Below are 16,885 nucleotides of genomic sequence, written 5' to 3' on the forward strand. Positions count from 1 at the left end.
CCTAACCCGTGTGGGTTCATGTGCGGGGCCAGATGGACATGGCAATTTCCACGATCAGCGAGTCTCCGTCACCTTCGCCAGAGCCCGCGGCGCGTCCGGGTCCTGACCTCGGGCGATGGTGACCTCGTAGGCCAGGAGCTGGAGCGGGAGGATCTCCAGGATCGGCTGGACCTCCTCGGCGACGTCCTCGGTGGGCAGGACGAAGCCGGCCGAGGCCTGTTCGACCTGGTGCCGGGGGCCGATGACGACCAGGTCGGCGCCGCGGCCACGGAGTCGTTCGAGGACGGGCCGCAGGGCCTCGCCGCCCTTGCCGTCGGGGACGACCGCGATGACCGGGGAGACGTTGTCGACCATGGCGAGGGGCCCGTGCAGGAGGTCGGCGCCGGAGTAGGCGAGCGCCGGGATGTAGCTGGTCTCCATCAGCTTCAGGGCGGCCTCCTTGGCCGTCGGGTAGCCGTAGCCGCGCGAGGTGATCACCATGCGTTCGGCGAAGCGGTAGCGGGCGGCCAGGGCGCGGACCTCGTCCTGCCGGGCGAGCAGGCGCTCGGCGATGTCCGGGAGGACCTCGGCGGCGGCGCCGTCGCCGTCGCGCAGACCTTCGACGAAGAGGTAGAGGGCGAGGAGGGAGGCCGTATACGTCTTGGTCGCGGGAAGGGCCCGTTCCGGTCCGGCCATGATGTCGAGGTGGTACTCGGAGACGCCGGCCAGCGGGGAGTCGGGGTTGTTGGTCACCGCGAGGGTGATCGCGCCGGCCTCGCGGGCGGCCCGTGTGGAGGCGACCAGGTCCGGGGAGCCACCGGACTGGCTGACGGTGATGACGAGGACGTCGGTGAGGTCGGGGCGGGCGCCGTAGGCCGTGGTCGTCGACATCGAGGCCAGACCGCAGGGCAGGCCGAGGCGGATCTCCAGGAGGTACTTGGCGTAGAGCGCGGCGTTGTCGGAGGTGCCGCGGGCGGTGAGCAGGACGAAGCGCGGGGAGCGGGCGGCGATCTCGCGGGCGACCTCGCGGACGGCGGGGGCGCCCTGGGACAGGATCCGGCGCAGCACGGCGGGCTGTTCGGCCGTCTCGCGGGCCATGATCCGGCCGGGGAGGTGGTGGTGCGGGGCCTGGGGGTCGGGCGGGTACGGGGTCGTAGTGGTCATGGGCCCTTCCTGGTGTCGCGCTCATCGTGCCGGGCTTGACGACTCACCTCGGACGGTCCGGGCGAGCCGTCCGGGCGGACAGTGTCCATTCCACTCCCCCAGGGGGAATGGCGCCTGCCCGACGGGCTCTGGAAATGCCCGTATCGAAATCTCCGCGGGCTTTCGTGCACCTGGGCCGCGGGGCCCCGCTCTGTTAGATTGGTCTAAACCACATGCCCCTTCAGGGTGCCCTTCGAGTCCCTCTTCAGATCGGCAGGCCCAGCGTGGAAGTTGTCATCGTTCCGGACGCCAAGGCGGGTGGCGAGCTGATAGCCGAGGCCATGGCGCGGCTCCTCGGGCGCAAGCCCGACGCCGTGCTCGGCGTGGCCACCGGGTCGACGCCGCTGCCCATCTACGCGGCCCTGGCGGCCAAGGTGCGCGCCGGCGCCGTGGACACCTCGCGGGTGCGGATCGCCCAGCTCGACGAGTATGTGGGGCTGCCCGCCGAGCACGCGGAGTCCTACCGTTCGGTGCTGCGGCGCGAGGTGCTGGAGCCGCTCGGGATCGGGATGGACGCGTTCATGGGGCCGGACGGCACGGCCGAGGACGTACAGGGCGCGTGCGAGGCGTACGACGCGGCACTGACCGCCGCCGGGGGCGTGGACCTCCAGTTGCTCGGGATCGGGACCGACGGGCACATCGGGTTCAACGAGCCCTGTTCGTCGCTGGCCTCGCGGACCCGGATCAAGACGCTGACCGAGCAGACCCGGATCGACAACGCGCGGTTCTTCGACGGGGACATCGAGCAGGTGCCGCACCACGTCATCACCCAGGGGATCGGGACGATCCTGGAGGCGCGGCACCTGGTGCTGCTGGCCACCGGCGAGGGCAAGGCGGATGCCGTCGCGGCAACTGTCGAGGGGCCGGTCGCGGCCGTCTGCCCCGCCTCGGCGCTGCAACTGCACCCGCACGCCACGGTCGTGGTCGACGAGGCAGCCGCGTCGAAGCTGAAGCTGGCCGACTACTTCCGGCACACGTACGCCAACAAGCCGGGGTGGCAGGGGATTTAGGGCGGAGCCACGCATCTACACCGCCCCCCACCCCTCACGACGCTGAAGGCGCCGGTCCCCTGTGAAGGGGCCGGCGCCTTTCCTGTCGTTGCCTCTACTGCCCCGCGATGACCTCCGCTGCCGCTCGGCCGCATACTCGGGCCGCGCCGTGGGTGGCGATGTGCAGGGCGCCGCGAGCAGCCGCCTGGGGGACGCCCATCTCGACCACGATCGTGTCGGGGCGGGCCGTCAGCAGGTCGTCCAGGGCCGCCGCCATCCAGGGGTGGCGGTGTTCGTCGCGGACCACGGCCACGACCCGGCGGTCGCCGGCCGCTTCGAGGGCCGCTCGGGCCGCGCCCTCGCCCGTGAAGCTGCCCGTCCGTGTGCCGGGGAGGAGGCGGACCAGTTCGGCCGCCACGCCCCACGGGGTCTCGTCGCCGACCGCGATGTTCGCGACCGGGGTGAAGGCGGCGACGTACGGCGCCTCGGTGAGCGGGGTGAAGGGTGAGGCGGCGGTCTGCCTCAGGGCTCGGCGGGCGGCGACCAGGCCGATGTCCGTCCGGCCCTCGCCGTCGGCCGCCGGTGCCGCCGTCGCCGTCCAGCGGGCCAGCTCGCGGACGCGTTCGGCCGCCTCCGCCAGCCGTGCCTCGGCCAGTTCGCCGGAGCGGACGGCGCCGACCAGCGCGTCCCGCAGGCGCCGTACCGTCTCGTCGTCCGAGAGCCCGCCGCCCACGCAGATCGCGTCGGCGCCGGCCGCGATGGCGAGGACGCTGCCGCGTTCGATGCCGTAGGTGGCGGCGATGGCCTGCATCTCCATGCCGTCGGTGACGATCAGGCCGGTGTAGCCGAGCTCGTCGCGCAGGAGGTCGGTCAGGACCGGGCGGGAGAGGGTCGCCGGGTGGTCCGGGTCGAGCGCGGGGACGAGGATGTGCGCGCTCATCACCGCCCGCGAGCCGGCGGCGATCGCCGCGCGGAACGGGGCGAGTTCACGATCGGCCAGGACCGAGGCGTCCGCGTCGATCCGGGGCATGGCGTGGTGGGAGTCGACCGCCGTGTCGCCGTGGCCCGGGAAGTGCTTGGTGCAGGCCGCCACGCCGGCCGACTGGAGGCCGGCCACATAAGCCGCCGTGTGGCGGGCGACCAGGGCCGTGTCCGCGCCGAAGGAGCGCACGCCGATCACCGGGTTCGCGGGGTTGGAGTTCACGTCCGCCGACGGGGCCCAGTTGAGGTTCACCCCGCAGGCGGCCAGGCGCCGGCCGAGCTCGGCGGCCACCTCACGGGTCAGCTCCACGTCGTCCACCGCGCCGAGGGCGTGGTTGCCGGGGAAGCTGGAGCCGGTCCTGACCTCCAGCCGCGTCACATCACCCCCTTCCTCGTCGATCGCGACCAGGACGTCGTCGCGCTCGGCCCGCAACTGGGCCGTCAGCGCGGCCACTTGCTCGGGCGTGGCGATGTTGCGGCCGAACAGGCCGACGGAGGCGAGGCCCTCGCCGAGCCGGCGCAGCAGCCAGTCGGGGGCGGTGGTGCCGGTGAAGCCGGGCTGGAGAACCGTCAGCGCGTCGCGCGTGAGGGTGTCGGTACCGCTGGCGAATGTCGTCATCGGGGTGGCGTTATCCCTTCACGGCGCCGGCCGTCAGGCCGCTGACAGCCCTGCGTTGCAGGAAGACGAAGAGGATCAGGATCGGGACGGCGAAGAGGGTCGAGGCGGCCATCGTGGCACCCCAGTCGTTGCCGAAGACGGTCTGGAAGCTGGTCAGCCACAGCGGCAGCGTCTGGGCCTCGGCGTCCTTGTTCAGCACCAGGACCAGGGCGAACTCGTTCCAGGCGGTGATGAAGCCGAACATCGAGGTGGCCATCAGGCCCGGCGCGAGCAGCGGCAGGATGACCCGGCGGAACGCCTGCATACGGGTGCAGCCGTCGACCATGGCCGACTCCTCCAGCTCCGCGGGCACAGCCGCGACGAAGCCGCGCAGCGTGAGGACGGTGAACGGCAGGATCATCATCGTGTAGAAGGCCGTCAGCGGGACGAGGCTGTTGAGCATCGACGCGTCCCGGACGATCATGTACATCGCGATGATCATGACTTCCCAGGGTGCCATCTGGGCGAGCATGAAGCCGACGATGAAGCCGCGGCGCCCCTTGAACCGCATCCGCGCCAGGGCGAAGGACCCGGCCAGCGCGATGACCAGCGAGAACACGACGGCCAGGACGGTGACGGTCAGCGAGTTGGTGACGAACGTCCAGAAGTGGTCGGCGCCGGTCGCCGTCCGGAAATGCTCGAGGGTGACGTCGGTCGGGAACCAGACCGGGTCCTCGGAGACGATGTCGCCGGTCGGCTTGAAGGCCGTGGCGATCATCCAGTACACGGGGAAGACGAAGCCGACGAACAGGACGACGGCCGTGACGTTGGGCCAGACGCGGCCGATGAGCGAGCGCTTCACAGCCCGGCCTCCTCTTGTTCCTTTTCTTGCTTGAGCACGATCCGCAGGTAGTAGGCGGTCAGGCCGATCATGATCAGGATGGTCAGGAAGGCGATGGCCGCGCCCATGCCGTAGTGCTGGTTGCCGACGCCCTCGATGTAGGCGTAGACGGGCAGGATCTCGGTGAGACGGTCGGGGCCGCCCTGGTTGAAGGTGTAGACCTGCACGAACGCCTTGAAGATCCAGATGATCTCCAGGAAGGTCGTCGCGTAGAGGAAGGGCCGCAGGAACGGCAGGGTGACCGTGGTGAAGCTCTTCCAGGCGCCGGCGCCGTCGAGGGCGGCGGCCTCGTAGAGCTCGGCCGGGATGGTCGTCGTGGCGGCGTAGAGGTTGATCGCGACGAACGGGATGGACATCCAGACGATGAGCACGGTGACGACGAAGAACGTCGACATCTGGTCGCTGGTCCAGCTGTAGTCGGCCATGGAGTGCCAGCCGAGCTTGTCCAGCACCCAGTTGACCACGCCGAAGCGCTGGGCGAAGAGCCACTGGTAGACGGTGGTGGCGGCGACCACGGGCATGGCCCAGGCCAGCACCAGGCCCATCATCAGCGTGAACCGCATGCGCTTGCCGAGCCGGGCGAGCAGCAGCCCGACGAGCCCGCCGAGGAACATGGTCAGGCCGACGTTGACCGCCGTGAACAGGATCGAGCGGAGGGTGACCCGCCAGAACTCCTCGCCGGTGAGGACCTCGGTGTAGTTGTCGATGCCGTTCCACTCGGTGACGTGCTGGATCAGCTGCGCCATGTTGAGGTTCTGGAACGACAGCAGCAGGTCCTTCAGCAGCGGCCAGCCGAGCAGCAGCACGGAGGCCGCGCAGGCGGGCAGCAGCAGTAGGTAGGGGGCGAGCGCTCCGATGCGGGACGCTCTCGGGTTCGGCCTTCCGGATCCCCCGCCCCCTGCCGACTTGTGGACATCCGCCGGGCCGGAGGGCGGCCGTTCGGTCTGCACGGTCATGCTCGCGTTCACTTCCTCCTAGACCTGCCGATACGCGGGGAAGGAGGCCGCTGTGAGCGGCCTCCCTCCCCCGGTGCGCCTACTGCTGCTGGGCCAGACGCTTGTTGAACTCGTCCTCGACCTGCTTGGCCGCCTCGGCCGGCGACTTACCGTTCAGCACGGCGGTCATGTACGTCTTGACCGGGTTGGGCGCGTTCTCCACGGCCGCCCACTCCGGGATCAGCGGCGTGGTGCCACCGCCGGCGGCGGCCGGCGCGGCGGCCTCGGCGACGACGTTGCCCTTCAGGTTGGACTGCAGGGCCTCCTTGTTCGGGATGACGCCGTTGAGCTTGGCCAGCTCGCCCTCGTACTGGTCGGACAGCGCGATCTTCAGGAACTCCTTGGCGAGCTCCTGCTTCTTGCTGCCCGCGGCGACCGCGAGGTTGGAGCCGCCGAGGAAGACACCCTCGGGCTTGTCGGCCGTGGCACCCGGGATCGTGAAGTAGCCGATCTCCTTCTCGATCTTCGGGTTGGCCTTGATGGCGATGCCGGCTTCCCAGCCCATGCCGATGAAGGCGCCGACGTTGCCCTTGCCGAAGACCTCGCCCTGCTGCGGGGTGGCCTCGTCCTTGTCCTTGGGGGCCTTGGACAGCGCCTGGAACTTCTTGTACGTCTCCATGGCGGCGGCGACCTTCGGGTCGTCGAGGTTGGAGACGTACTTGCCGTCCTGCTCCTTCACCAGCTGGACGCCTTCGCCGATGGTGAGGCCGACGAAGTGGTACCAGTTCTGGCCGGGCAGGTAGAGGGGCTCGGCGTCGGTCTTCTCGCCGATCTGCTTGAGGTCGGCGTAGAACTCGTCGCGGGTCTTGGGCGTGTCCTTGATGCCGGCGTCGGCCCAGACCTTCTTGTTGTAGAGGACGACACGGTTGGCGAAGTACCACGGCGCCGCGTACTGCTTGCCCTCGAAGATGGAGGACTCGTTCAGGGACGCGACCCAGTCGGAGCCGATCTCGGACTTGAGGTCGGCCAGATCCGCGAGGCCGCCGGTCTTGGCGTAGGCCGGGGTCTGGGTGTTGCCGATCTCGAAGACGTCCGGCGGGTTCTCCTCCGACAGGGCGGTGGTCAGCTTCTGCTGGATGCCGTTCCACTGCTGGATCTCGAACTTGACCTTGGCCTTGGTCTTCTTCTCGAAGGCTGCCTGGACGTCCTTCTGCCACTGGTCCGGGGAGGAGCCGTCCATCACCCACACCGTGAGCGTCTCGCCGGCGTAGCCGTCGGCGCCGGCCTTGTCGCCTCCGTCACCGTTGTCGCCCCCGCACGCCGCCAGGGAGATCATCATGCCCGCGACACCTATCGCGGATATCAGCTTGCGCTTCACGCCACCCTCCTCAGGGATGCCACAAACCCCCCTGCCTCCCCGCACGAGCGTTGGGCCGGGACCTGGACCAATGGTGTAGACCAGTACGGGGAGCTTGGACCAGACCAGAAAGCGTGTCAAGGGGCATGGAAAGGGGCCTGACCAGCCGTTATGCGACCTACATATGAAGGAACCTTTAAGTAAGAAGTCAGCGAAAACCCTGATGCCGGAGTACTCTCGTCCGCTAGACCACTTGGCGCTGTGGACTAGACCAAAAGAGACGGCGACGGTATATAGAAGGGATCACGATGTGACCCGCATCCGGAGCCGGGAAGGCGAAGCATGAGCACCGACGTCAGCAGTGCGGAGAACGAGAACGGCACCACAGTCCGTACCGCCCGCGTGCCCAAGTACTACCGCCTGAAGAAGCACCTCCTGGACATGACCGAGACCCAGGCGCCGGGTACTCCGGTCCCGCCCGAGCGCACCCTGGCCGCCGAGTTCGACACCTCGCGCACGACCGTCCGCCAGGCCCTGCAGGAGCTGGTCGTCGAGGGGCGTCTGGAGCGCATCCAGGGCAAGGGCACGTTCGTCGCCAAGCCGAAGGTCTCCCAGGCGCTCCAGCTCACCTCCTACACCGAGGACATGCGCGCCCAGGGCCTGGAGCCCACCTCCCAGCTCCTCGACATCGGCTACATCACCGCCGACGACCGGCTCGCCGACCTGCTCGACATCACGGCCGGCGGCCGGGTGCTGCGCATCGAGCGGCTGCGCATGGCCAACGGCGAGCCGATGGCCATCGAGACGACCCACCTCAGCGCCAAGCGCTTCCCGGCGCTGCGCCGCAGCCTCGTGAAGTACACCTCCCTCTACACCGCGCTCGCCGAGGTCTACGACGTCCATCTCGCCGAGGCCGAGGAGACCATCGAGACCTCCCTGGCCACCCCCCGCGAGGCGGGCCTGCTGGGCACGGACGTGGGCCTGCCGATGCTGATGCTCTCCCGCCACTCCCTGGACCGGGACGGACAGCCGGTGGAGTGGGTGCGGTCGGTGTACCGGGGGGACCGGTACAAGTTCGTGGCGAGGCTGAAGCGGCCCGCCGACTGAGCCGACAGTACGGCAACACCCCCAGGGGCGCGGGGAACTGCGCGACCAGCCACGACGGCGCCGCAGACACATGACTACCTCACGGCACACCTGGCGGAGCGCAACCGCGGTGTAGCGCAACTGCCGCTCCTGTTCTACGTTCCTCCCGTCACCCCATGGACGGGAGGACCACCCGGTGCGTACCGCGAACCCCCGAACCGTCGTCATCTGGACGCTCGTCGCGCTGGTCGGTGCCGCCGGCTGGACCGTCCTCGCGCTCTCCCGGGGCGAGGAGGTCTCCGCCGCCTGGATGGTCGCCGCCGCCCTCGGCTCGTACGCCATCGCGTACCGCTTCTACGCCAAGTTCATCGCGTACAAGGTCCTGAAGGTCGACCGGACCCGGGCCACCCCGGCCGAACGCCTCAACAACGGCATCGACTTCCACCCCACCGACCGCCGGGTCCTGCTCGGTCACCACTTCGCGGCGATAGCCGGGGCCGGCCCGCTGGTGGGGCCCGTGCTGGCCGCGCAGATGGGGTATCTGCCGGGCACGATCTGGATCATCGCCGGTGTCATCTTCGCGGGCGCGGTCCAGGACATGGTGGTGCTGTTCTTCTCCACCCGCCGTGACGGACGCTCGCTGGGCCAGATGGCACGCGAGGAGATCGGCCCGTTCGGCGGCGCGGCCGCGCTGGTGGCCACCTTCGTCATCATGATCATCCTGCTCGGTGTGCTGGCCCTGGTCATCGTCAACGCCCTCGCGCAGTCCCCCTGGGGCACCTTCTCCATCGCGATGACGATCCCGATCGCCCTGCTGATGGGCTTCTACCTGCGGGTCCTGCGCCCCGGCCGGGTCAGCGAGGTCTCCGCCATCGGCGTCGCCCTGCTGCTGCTCGCGCTGGTCGCGGGCCGCTGGGTGGCCGAGTCGTCCTGGGCCGACACCTTCACCCTCACGCCCTCGACGCTGGTCGTGTGGATGGTGGCGTACGGCTTCATCGCCTCGATCCTGCCGGTGTGGATGCTGCTGGCGCCCCGCGACTACCTGTCCACCTTCATGAAGATCGGCACGATCTTCCTGCTCGCCCTCGGCGTGGTCGTGGCCCTGCCGACGCTGAAGATGGACCCGGTCACGGACTTCGCCTCCCGCGGCGACGGCCCCGTCTTCGCCGGCTCGCTCTTCCCCTTCGTCTTCATCACCATCGCCTGCGGCGCCCTGTCCGGCTTCCACGCGCTCATCTCCTCCGGTACGACGCCGAAGATGATCCAGAAGGAGACGCAGGTCCGGATGATCGGCTACGGCTCCATGCTGATGGAGTCGTCGGTCGCCGTGATGGCGCTGGTCGCGGCGAGCATCATCGACCCGGGCCTGTACTTCGCGATGAACGCGCCCGCCGGGGTCATCGGCGACACCGTGCAGAACGCCTCGCAGGTGGTGGGCAGTTGGGGCTACCAGATCTCCCCGGAGGCGCTCGCGCGGGCGGCGGAGAACGTCGAGGAGGCGTCCCTGCTCTCCCGGACCGGCGGCGCACCCACCCTGGCCATCGGAGTCTCGGAGATCTTCTCGCAGGTCACGGGCGGTGGCCTGCGTGCCTTCTGGTATCACTTCGCGATCATGTTCGAGGCGCTGTTCATCCTGACCGCGCTGGACGCCGGCACCCGAGTGGGCCGGTTCATGCTCCAGGACATGCTGGGCAACGTCTACCGGCCCTTCAAGAACGTCAGTTGGAAGCCCGGTCTGGCCATCACCAGCGCGATCGTGTGCGGCCTGTGGGGCTACTTCCTCTGGGTCGGCGTCCACGAGCCGCTCGGCGGCATCAACCAGCTCTTCCCGATCTTCGGCATCTCCAACCAGTTGCTCGCGGCCGTGGCGCTCGCCGTCTGCACGACCCTGCTGGTGAAGTCCGGGCGCCTCAAGTGGGCCTGGATCACGGGGGTTCCGCTCGTCTGGGACGCGACGGTCACCCTGACCGCCAGCTGGCAGAAGGTGTTCTCCAGCGACCCGAAGGTCGGCTTCTTCAAGCAGCGCCAGGTCTTCCAGGACGCCATCGACCGGGGCGAGGTGCTGCCGCCCGCCAAGTCCATGGACGACATGCACACCGTGGTCACCAACTCCACGGTGGACGGCGTCCTGACGGCGGCCCTCGCGATCCTGATCGTCGTCGTGATCGCCGACGCCGCCCGCGTCTGCGTCCGGCACATCCGGCGCCCGGCGCTGTCCACGCTGAGCGAGGCACCGTACGTCGAGTCGAAGATCATCGCTCCGGCGGGGCTGTTCCCGACCAAGGAGGAGAAGGAGGAGGAGCGCGATGCACTCGCTTCGGCGCGTACTCCGTAGCGTCCGCTGGTACCTGCGGGAGCTGACCGACGAGTCGGCGTACGACCGCTATGTCACGCATGTACGGCATCGGCATCCGGACGCCCGGGTGCCCTCCCGGCGTGACTTCGAACGGATGCGGACGGACCGTCAGGAGGCCGACCCGCGCCAGGGGTTCCGCTGCTGCTGAGCGCGCCGGCTCCCTGTGAGTGCCGTGCACACCAATCCTCCACATCCGATATGCGGACAGGGTCTTCCGCTGTAGTTGCACCGTCACCTACATTGCCCGGGCGTTTCTCAGGTGATCAGTGAGGGGACGGAGCCGTCAGATGTCAGATGCCCCAGAAGTGAACAGAGGGCCGGTGGTGACGCCTGTACGGGTCGTCATCGCGCTCTGTCTCGTCGCACCGTTCGTGGCGATGCTGTGGGTCGGTTCGTACGCCAAGACCGACCCGGCGTTCGCCGGCGTCCCGTTCTTCTACTGGTACCAGATGCTCTGGGTGCTGATCTCCACGCTGCTGACGATGGTGGCGTACAAGCTGTGGCAGCGTGACCAGCGTGCCCGCGCTTCCCAGAAGGGCGGTGCGGCGGAATGAACGACGGCGTGAACGGCGTCGCGCTCGGCGTCTTCATCTTCTTCTTCCTGGCCGTCACGGTCATGGGCTTCCTGGCCGCGCGCTGGCGCAAGGCCGAGAACGAGCACAGCCTCGACGAATGGGGCCTGGGCGGCCGGTCGTTCGGCACCTGGGTCACCTGGTTCCTGCTCGGCGGCGACCTGTACACGGCGTATACGTTCGTGGCGGTCCCGGCGGCGATCTACGCGGCCGGCGCGGCGGGCTTCTTCGCGGTGCCGTACACGATCCTGGTGTACCCCCTGATCTTCACGTTCCTCCCCCGCCTGTGGTCGGTGTCCCACAAGCACGGCTACGTCACGACGTCGGACTTCGTGCGCGGCCGGTTCGGCTCGAAGGGACTGTCGCTGGCGGTGGCCGTCACCGGCATCCTGGCGACGATGCCGTACATCGCGCTCCAGTTGGTCGGCATCCAGGCGGTGCTCGACGTGATGGGCGTGGGCGGCGGCGAGAACACCAACTGGTTCATCAAGGACCTGCCGCTGCTCATCGCGTTCGGCGTGCTGGCGGCGTACACCTACTCCTCGGGCCTTCGTGCCCCCGCGCTGATCGCGTTCGTGAAGGACACGCTGATCTACATCGTCATCGCGGTGGCGATCATCTACATCCCGATCAAGCTGGGCGGCTTCGACGAGATCTTCGCCAAGGCGGGCGAGGCGTACAGCCAGACCAACCCGGCCACGGGCGCGCCGCGCGGTGCGCTGGTCCCGGCCGAGGCGGGGCAGTGGACGTACGCCACTCTGGCGCTGGGCTCCGCTCTCGCGCTGTTCATGTACCCGCACTCGATCACCGCGACGCTGTCCTCGCGCAGCCGTGAGGTGATCCGCCGCAACACCACGATCCTGCCGCTGTACTCCCTGATGCTGGGCCTGCTGGCGCTGCTGGGCTTCATGGCGATCGCGGCCGGCATCAAGGTGCAGAACGGCCAGCTGGCGATCCCGCAGCTGTTCGAGAACATGTTCCCCGACTGGTTCGCGGGCGTGGCCTTCGCGGCGATCGGCATCGGCGCCCTCGTCCCGGCGGCCATCATGTCCATCGCGGCCGCGAATCTCTTCACCCGCAACATCTACAAGGACTTCATCAAGCCCGACGCCACGCCCGCGCAGGAGACCAAGGTCTCCAAACTGGTCTCCCTGCTGGTGAAGGTGGGCGCGCTGGTCTTCGTGCTGACGATGGACAAGACGGTCGCCATCAACTTCCAGCTGCTGGGCGGCATCTGGATCCTGCAGACCTTCCCGGCCCTGGTCGGCGGCCTGTTCACCCGCTGGTTCCACCGCTGGGCCCTGCTGGCCGGCTGGGCGGTCGGCATGATCTACGGCACGGTCGCCGCGTACGGCGTCGCCTCCCCGACCCAGAAGCACTTCGGCGGCTCGGCGAAGGAGATCCCGGGTATCGGTGAGATCGGTTACATCGGCCTGACCGCGTTCGTGCTCAACGTCGTCGTCACGGTGGTCCTGACGTTCGCCCTGAAGGCGGCGAAGGCCCCCGAGGGCATCGACGAGACGAAGCCCGAGGACTACACGGCCGATGCGGGCGACCCCGGCGTCCAGGTCGAACTGCCCCCGGCGACGGCGGGTTCGAGCCACTGACACACCGGATCCACCCGCACCCTGGCCGGGCGTACCGCACTAACTGCGGGTACGCCCGGCCATCTGCTGCCAGAAGCCGTCGAGTTCACGGACGCGCATGCCGACCCAGCTCGGTGTCTTCCTGTGCAGCAGCCTGGGCAGGTGACGGCGCATCCGTCCCGGCAGCAGGGCCTGCTGCTGACGGCAGAACGGCTCGCGGATCTCCCCGCGCGGCACACAGCCCCGGGGCGGGTACGGACAGAGCTGGAACTTGCAGTCGGGCAGGCAGGTCGCGCCGGGTGTGGGCGGGTCCCCCATGCCGGCCCGCAGGCCGGGGCGCAGCGGGCCGCGGTCGCCGCTGATGCAGGGCGGCAGCGACGTCCCCGGCTGTTCCGCCCGGGTCATCCGCTCCTCGACCTCGTCCGGATGCCCGTCCCGTTCGATGAGGTTCAGCATCACCAGCACATCGGCGACCAGGCACTGGGCACGCGCGTCGAGGGTGCTCCAGCCGACCGAGGGCGGGATCCAGAGGTTGTGCCTGCGGTACCACTCGCGGCTGCCGGTGCGGGCGCCGATGTTGTCGGCGACCCCCTTCTCGTCGATCCAGAGGTACCGCTCGGGCTGCCCGGTCTCCAGCGCGAGGGCCACCAGGTCGCCCGCTTCGGCGACGAACGGATGCAGGGACTGCCGGGGCGAGGCGCCGTTCGCTTCGGGATGCCCGGGTGGCCGGTTCACGGTGCCGGCCATCGACAGCCAGCGCTCCACTGTCTGCACGGCGGTCGCCCCGCCCAGCGTCCGGTGCGGCTCGCGTCCGCCGGCGTGCCCGTCCCCGCCCGGCGTGGTGTGCGCCTGCTGCTCATGGACGCCCACGATGTCGGGGAGCTCCCACAGGCACAGCGCCTGGAGCAGCATGACCTGCGCGTACCAGCACCGGGACTGCTGGAGCACGGTCTCCGCCTGCCGGATCAGATCGTCGCGACCGCCCTGGTCGGCCTGTGGATGCCGGATCCGGCGGTTGGCCGCGTACTTGAAGCCCTGGGCCAGCGCGGCCTCCAGGGCGAGCGGCAGATCGGGGGTGCCGCCGGTGGCCTTGGGGTCCAGGTGGCGCAGCCACTTGGTGAGGCGTTCGCGGGCCTCGTCACGGTGCGCCTCGTCGACGGAGCCCAGCAGCATGGGGATCATCCAGGCACGCATCACGAACTCCCGGAACAGAACGACCCGTTTCCTGCGGTACTCCTGATTGAGCGTGCGCCGGTCCTGCTGGAGCCGGGCGATGCGCTCGGTCCTGGCCCTGGAGGGCGCGCTCGTGGCCCGCGCCCGTGCCATGTGCTCGGCCCACTGCTCGTACTCCCGGCGCTTCCAGGCCCGCAGCTCGCCGAGCCGGTCGTTGTACTCCTCCACGGGGTCGGTGCTCAGCCCGATCCGGCCGCGGATCACGGCGAACGCCGCGTTACCGCCGGTGCCGAACTCCTGGGCGACGGCCAGGCGTATCGAGTAGGAGGGCTCCTTCACGCCGATCTGCACGAACTGCTCGTACAGCGGTGTGGTGTCGATCCGGTCGGAGACGCTCCGCAGGGCGGCCCCGAACTGCCTGAGCAGCCTCAGTTTGGCGTCGTCGAGGCTGCGCCGGTCGCCCTTGAAACCGGCCCAGGTCCCGAGCACCTCGTCCAGGATGTGGCCGAGCAGCCGCGGCGCGTCCTCCACGCTCTCGATCTCCACGGCGGCCGCGTAGAGGTCGAGCGCCTTCGGATCGTCCGTGCGGCGTTCCGCGGCCCGGCAGAGCCGGTGGGCCAGGGTGTGCCCGCGCACCCGTGAGCGGCGGAGCCGTTCCTCGATCTCCTTGGTCACCTCGGCGCGGACGCCTTCCCGGCGGGCCCTGACCCCCGTGGCCCGGCGGCGCGACAACAGCACCAGGGCCATGAGCAGTTCACGGCTGGGTCCGGGCGGCTGGAGCACGTGCTCGACGAGTTCCCCTGCGCCCCGCTCCCCCAGCTGTCGCAGTACGCGGTAGCCGAAGTAGGCCTGGATGATGCTGTGCGGGAAACGGACCTTGCGCTCGAAGCCCTCCACCAGGCCCAGCCTGTCGGCGTTGCGCGCGATCCGGGCGAGGGCGGCGCGGCACTGGTCCATGTTGCCCCCGCGCAGCCGCTTCCTCTCGTCCGGGCCGATCCGCCGGCACAGCACGTCCCAGATCTGCTGTCGGTGCCACTCGGAGAAGACGTTCCCGCGCCTGCCGTACCGGTCGAAGCCGCGTCCGCCGGCCCACAGGTGCTCGGCGCGGGCCTGCGCGCGCCGCATCGGGCCGGGGTGGACGTCCGAGTCGAACAGTTCCCCGAGGCCGACCTCCAGCTTGTCCTGGAGCAGTCCCACGCAGGCCAGGGCGGAGACCACCTCGACGGCGTCGCGGCGCTCGCGCCGGCTGAGGGCGACGTCCCGGCGCAGCCGGCCCTCGCACAGCGCCTCGTCCCAGGTCTCCAGCAGCCACAGCCGCAGCATGCCGCGGTCACGGCTGCGGGTGTTCATGTGCTGCGGGTCGTTGTCCGGCCGGTCGTGCTCCAGGGCGCCGTGACGGTGCAGTTCACGGGCGATCTGGAGGTAGACGGGCGACTCGGTCACCTCCGCCGTCTCCACGATCCAGTCGACGCGGCGCTCGTCCGTCTCCGGGACACGTGCCTGCACGAACCGCAGCGCGTCCTCCTCGCTGAGCGGTTCCAGCTCCACGATCGCGGCCGGGGTGCTCTCCAGCGGGCTGTGCGGCCGGGACGCGATGACCAGGGGCAGCTTCTCCTCGTAGGCACGCTCGATGGCCCGCCTGATGATGTTGTCCCGGTTCTGTTCGAGGCCGTCGCCGAGGAGCGCCTCCTCCAGTCCGTCGGCGATGACGACCGGCTTGTCGTCGGCGAGGAGTTGCTGCCAGACCCGCTCGGTCTTGGTGCGCGCGAGGATGCCCCGGGGTGCCTCTTCGGTGAAGCGCTGCTTGGCCATGCGCTCGAAGTCCAGGTCGGTGGCGCCGTTCGCGTCCCGCAGCCGGATCGGCACGGGTACGGCGTTGTGCTCCGCCAGCAGTTCGGTGAGCCGTACCAGGACGGCGGTCTTGCCCACGCCGACGCCGCCGACCAGCAGATACGGCCGACGGGTGGAGCGGTCCCGCAGTCGCTCGGCGATGACCTGGGCGATCTCCTCCCGGCCCACGATCTCTGCGGTGTCCGGGCCGGCGGTGAGGACCAGCCGGTGGGGAGCGTCCTGCGCCTTGGCGAGATAGCGACGCTTGGTCCACCGGTACCACCAGAACAGAAAGAGGGCGGCGGCCAGTGACGCGGCGAGCACCGGGCCGAGGAAGCGCAGGAAGGTATCGAATCCGTCGTTGCCCTTCCGCCACTTCTCGAAGCCGGTCGTATGACCCGCGATCACGATGTACAGGCCCTCCACGACCCACGCGAGCACGGCCAGCGCGGCCACGGTCCAGATGACCCGGGTGACATTGGTGTAGGTGAACCACCGGCGCCACTTCTTGGGGCGGGCGGTGCCACCACGGGCCTCCAGGCGGATCGCCATCCTGTGCCGGTGGCCCACGAATCCGTGTCTGACCCGGTCGGCCGCCCGCCTCGGAGCCAGCGTCGCCATCGGCGCGTTGCGCGGCCGCTTCTTGCCGGGCGGGCTGCCGACGACCCTCGTCATCGTTCGTCTCCTTCCGAGAACAGCTCTCGAAACGGAGCGGCCGCGGGGCGCCGACACCTATCTCCATGGAAGCACTCCCGGAACTCCCCGCAACCCGGCGGCCCTCGGCGGAAAACCCCGGGCCCGCCCGCCCGGCCGTCCGGCAGACTCGGGCCCATGGACATCGCGATCCGGCCGGCGGAACCCGGCGAGTTCGACGCGCTCGGCGAGATCACCGCCCGGGCCTATCTCCACGACGGGCTCCTCGACTTCGGTGAGGGCGACGAGTACCTCGGCGAGCTCAGGGCCGTGGCCAAGCGCGCGGCGGCCGCCGAGGTGCTCGTGGCCGTCGCGGACGGCCGGCTGCTGGGCGGGGTGACCTTCGTGCCGAGCGGCGGCCCCATGGCCGACATCGCGCGCTCCGACGAGGCCGAGATCCGGATGCTGGCCGTCGACCGGGCGGGCCGTGGACGCGGCGCCGGCGAGGCCCTCGTCCGCGCCTGCGTGGACCGCGCCCGGGGCACGGAGGGCTGCGTACGGATCGTCCTGTCGACCCAGCGCACCATGCACGGCGCCCACCGCATCTACGAACGGCTGGGTTTCGTTCGCACACCCGAGCGGGACTGGAATCCGATCCCGCAGCTCGTCGACATCACTCTCCTCACTTATGAGTTGACGCTCTGAA

General features: G+C 69.7%; 13 protein-coding genes. 7 read left to right on the top strand and 6 right to left on the bottom strand.

From position 1 onward, the window contains the following. Positions 1-54 precede the first annotated feature (54 nt). Positions 55-1,143 (bottom strand): SIS domain-containing protein, encoded by a 1,089-nt coding sequence (locus tag ACFPQ9_RS00995; protein ID WP_380844892.1) that lies wholly within the window; start codon positions 1,141-1,143, stop codon positions 55-57. Between the two features lie 263 nt (positions 1,144-1,406). Here ACFPQ9_RS00995 and nagB point away from each other — a divergent pair, with 263 nt between their 5' ends. Next, on the top strand, positions 1,407-2,192 hold the full coding sequence (gene nagB / locus ACFPQ9_RS01000) for a glucosamine-6-phosphate deaminase (protein ID WP_380844895.1): 786 nt from the start codon (positions 1,407-1,409) through the stop codon (positions 2,190-2,192). Positions 2,193-2,286: 94 nt separating this feature from the next. Here the strand turns inward: nagB and ACFPQ9_RS01005 are convergent, their stop codons facing one another. From ACFPQ9_RS01005 to ACFPQ9_RS01020, 4 genes are all read right to left on the bottom strand, one after another. Further along, positions 2,287-3,771 (bottom strand): glycoside hydrolase family 3 protein, encoded by a 1,485-nt coding sequence (locus ACFPQ9_RS01005; RefSeq protein ID WP_380844898.1) that lies wholly within the window; start codon positions 3,769-3,771, stop codon positions 2,287-2,289. A gap of 10 nt (positions 3,772-3,781) precedes the next feature. After that, a complete protein-coding gene (locus ACFPQ9_RS01010; RefSeq protein WP_380844901.1) occupies positions 3,782-4,612 on the bottom strand; it encodes a carbohydrate ABC transporter permease in 831 nt (276 codons plus the stop codon). After that, the gene (locus ACFPQ9_RS01015) at positions 4,609-5,607 is read right to left on the bottom strand and encodes a carbohydrate ABC transporter permease (RefSeq protein ID WP_380844904.1); all 999 of its coding nucleotides are present in this window, start codon (positions 5,605-5,607) and stop codon (positions 4,609-4,611) included. Before ACFPQ9_RS01015 ends, ACFPQ9_RS01010 begins: the two co-directional genes overlap by 4 nt. A gap of 79 nt (positions 5,608-5,686) precedes the next feature. Continuing rightward, positions 5,687-6,964 carry an extracellular solute-binding protein gene (locus ACFPQ9_RS01020; protein ID WP_380844907.1) on the bottom strand — a complete coding sequence of 426 codons (1,278 nt, stop codon included), beginning with the start codon at positions 6,962-6,964 and terminating at the stop codon, positions 5,687-5,689. A 321-nt stretch (positions 6,965-7,285) separates the two neighbouring features. On the opposite strand from ACFPQ9_RS01020, the gene ACFPQ9_RS01025 reads away from it, so the two are divergent. From ACFPQ9_RS01025 to mctP, 5 genes are all read left to right on the top strand, one after another. Then, entirely contained in the window at positions 7,286-8,050 is a 765-nt protein-coding gene (locus tag ACFPQ9_RS01025) for a GntR family transcriptional regulator (protein ID WP_380844910.1), read from the top strand. 175 nt (positions 8,051-8,225) lie between these two features. Then, positions 8,226-10,364, top strand: coding sequence for a carbon starvation CstA family protein (locus ACFPQ9_RS01030; RefSeq protein WP_380844913.1), 2,139 nt, complete (start codon positions 8,226-8,228; stop codon positions 10,362-10,364). Further along, positions 10,336-10,533 (top strand): YbdD/YjiX family protein, encoded by a 198-nt coding sequence (locus tag ACFPQ9_RS01035; protein WP_380844916.1) that lies wholly within the window; start codon positions 10,336-10,338, stop codon positions 10,531-10,533. The genes ACFPQ9_RS01030 and ACFPQ9_RS01035 overlap by 29 nt, the downstream gene beginning before the upstream one ends. Before the next feature lie 139 nt (positions 10,534-10,672). Next, on the top strand, positions 10,673-10,939 hold the full coding sequence (locus tag ACFPQ9_RS01040; protein ID WP_380844919.1) for a DUF3311 domain-containing protein: 267 nt from the start codon (positions 10,673-10,675) through the stop codon (positions 10,937-10,939). After that, positions 10,936-12,564: a monocarboxylate uptake permease MctP gene (gene mctP, locus ACFPQ9_RS01045; protein ID WP_380844922.1), complete on the top strand. Its 1,629-nt coding sequence runs from the start codon at positions 10,936-10,938 to the stop codon at positions 12,562-12,564. The genes ACFPQ9_RS01040 and mctP overlap by 4 nt, the downstream gene beginning before the upstream one ends. Positions 12,565-12,603: 39 nt before the next feature. On the opposite strand, the gene ACFPQ9_RS01050 is transcribed toward mctP, so the two are convergent. Continuing rightward, positions 12,604-16,221 carry an NACHT domain-containing protein gene (locus ACFPQ9_RS01050; RefSeq protein ID WP_380844925.1) on the bottom strand — a complete coding sequence of 1,206 codons (3,618 nt, stop codon included), beginning with the start codon at positions 16,219-16,221 and terminating at the stop codon, positions 12,604-12,606. A 156-nt stretch (positions 16,222-16,377) separates the two neighbouring features. Here ACFPQ9_RS01050 and ACFPQ9_RS01055 point away from each other — a divergent pair, with 156 nt between their 5' ends. Then, positions 16,378-16,884 (top strand): GNAT family N-acetyltransferase, encoded by a 507-nt coding sequence (locus ACFPQ9_RS01055; protein ID WP_380844928.1) that lies wholly within the window; start codon positions 16,378-16,380, stop codon positions 16,882-16,884. Position 16,885: the final 1 nt, after the last annotated feature.

It is taken from the genome of Streptomyces coerulescens, from assembly GCF_042657965.1.
In the GTDB taxonomy this organism is placed as follows: domain Bacteria; phylum Actinomycetota; class Actinomycetes; order Streptomycetales; family Streptomycetaceae; genus Streptomyces; species Streptomyces coerulescens.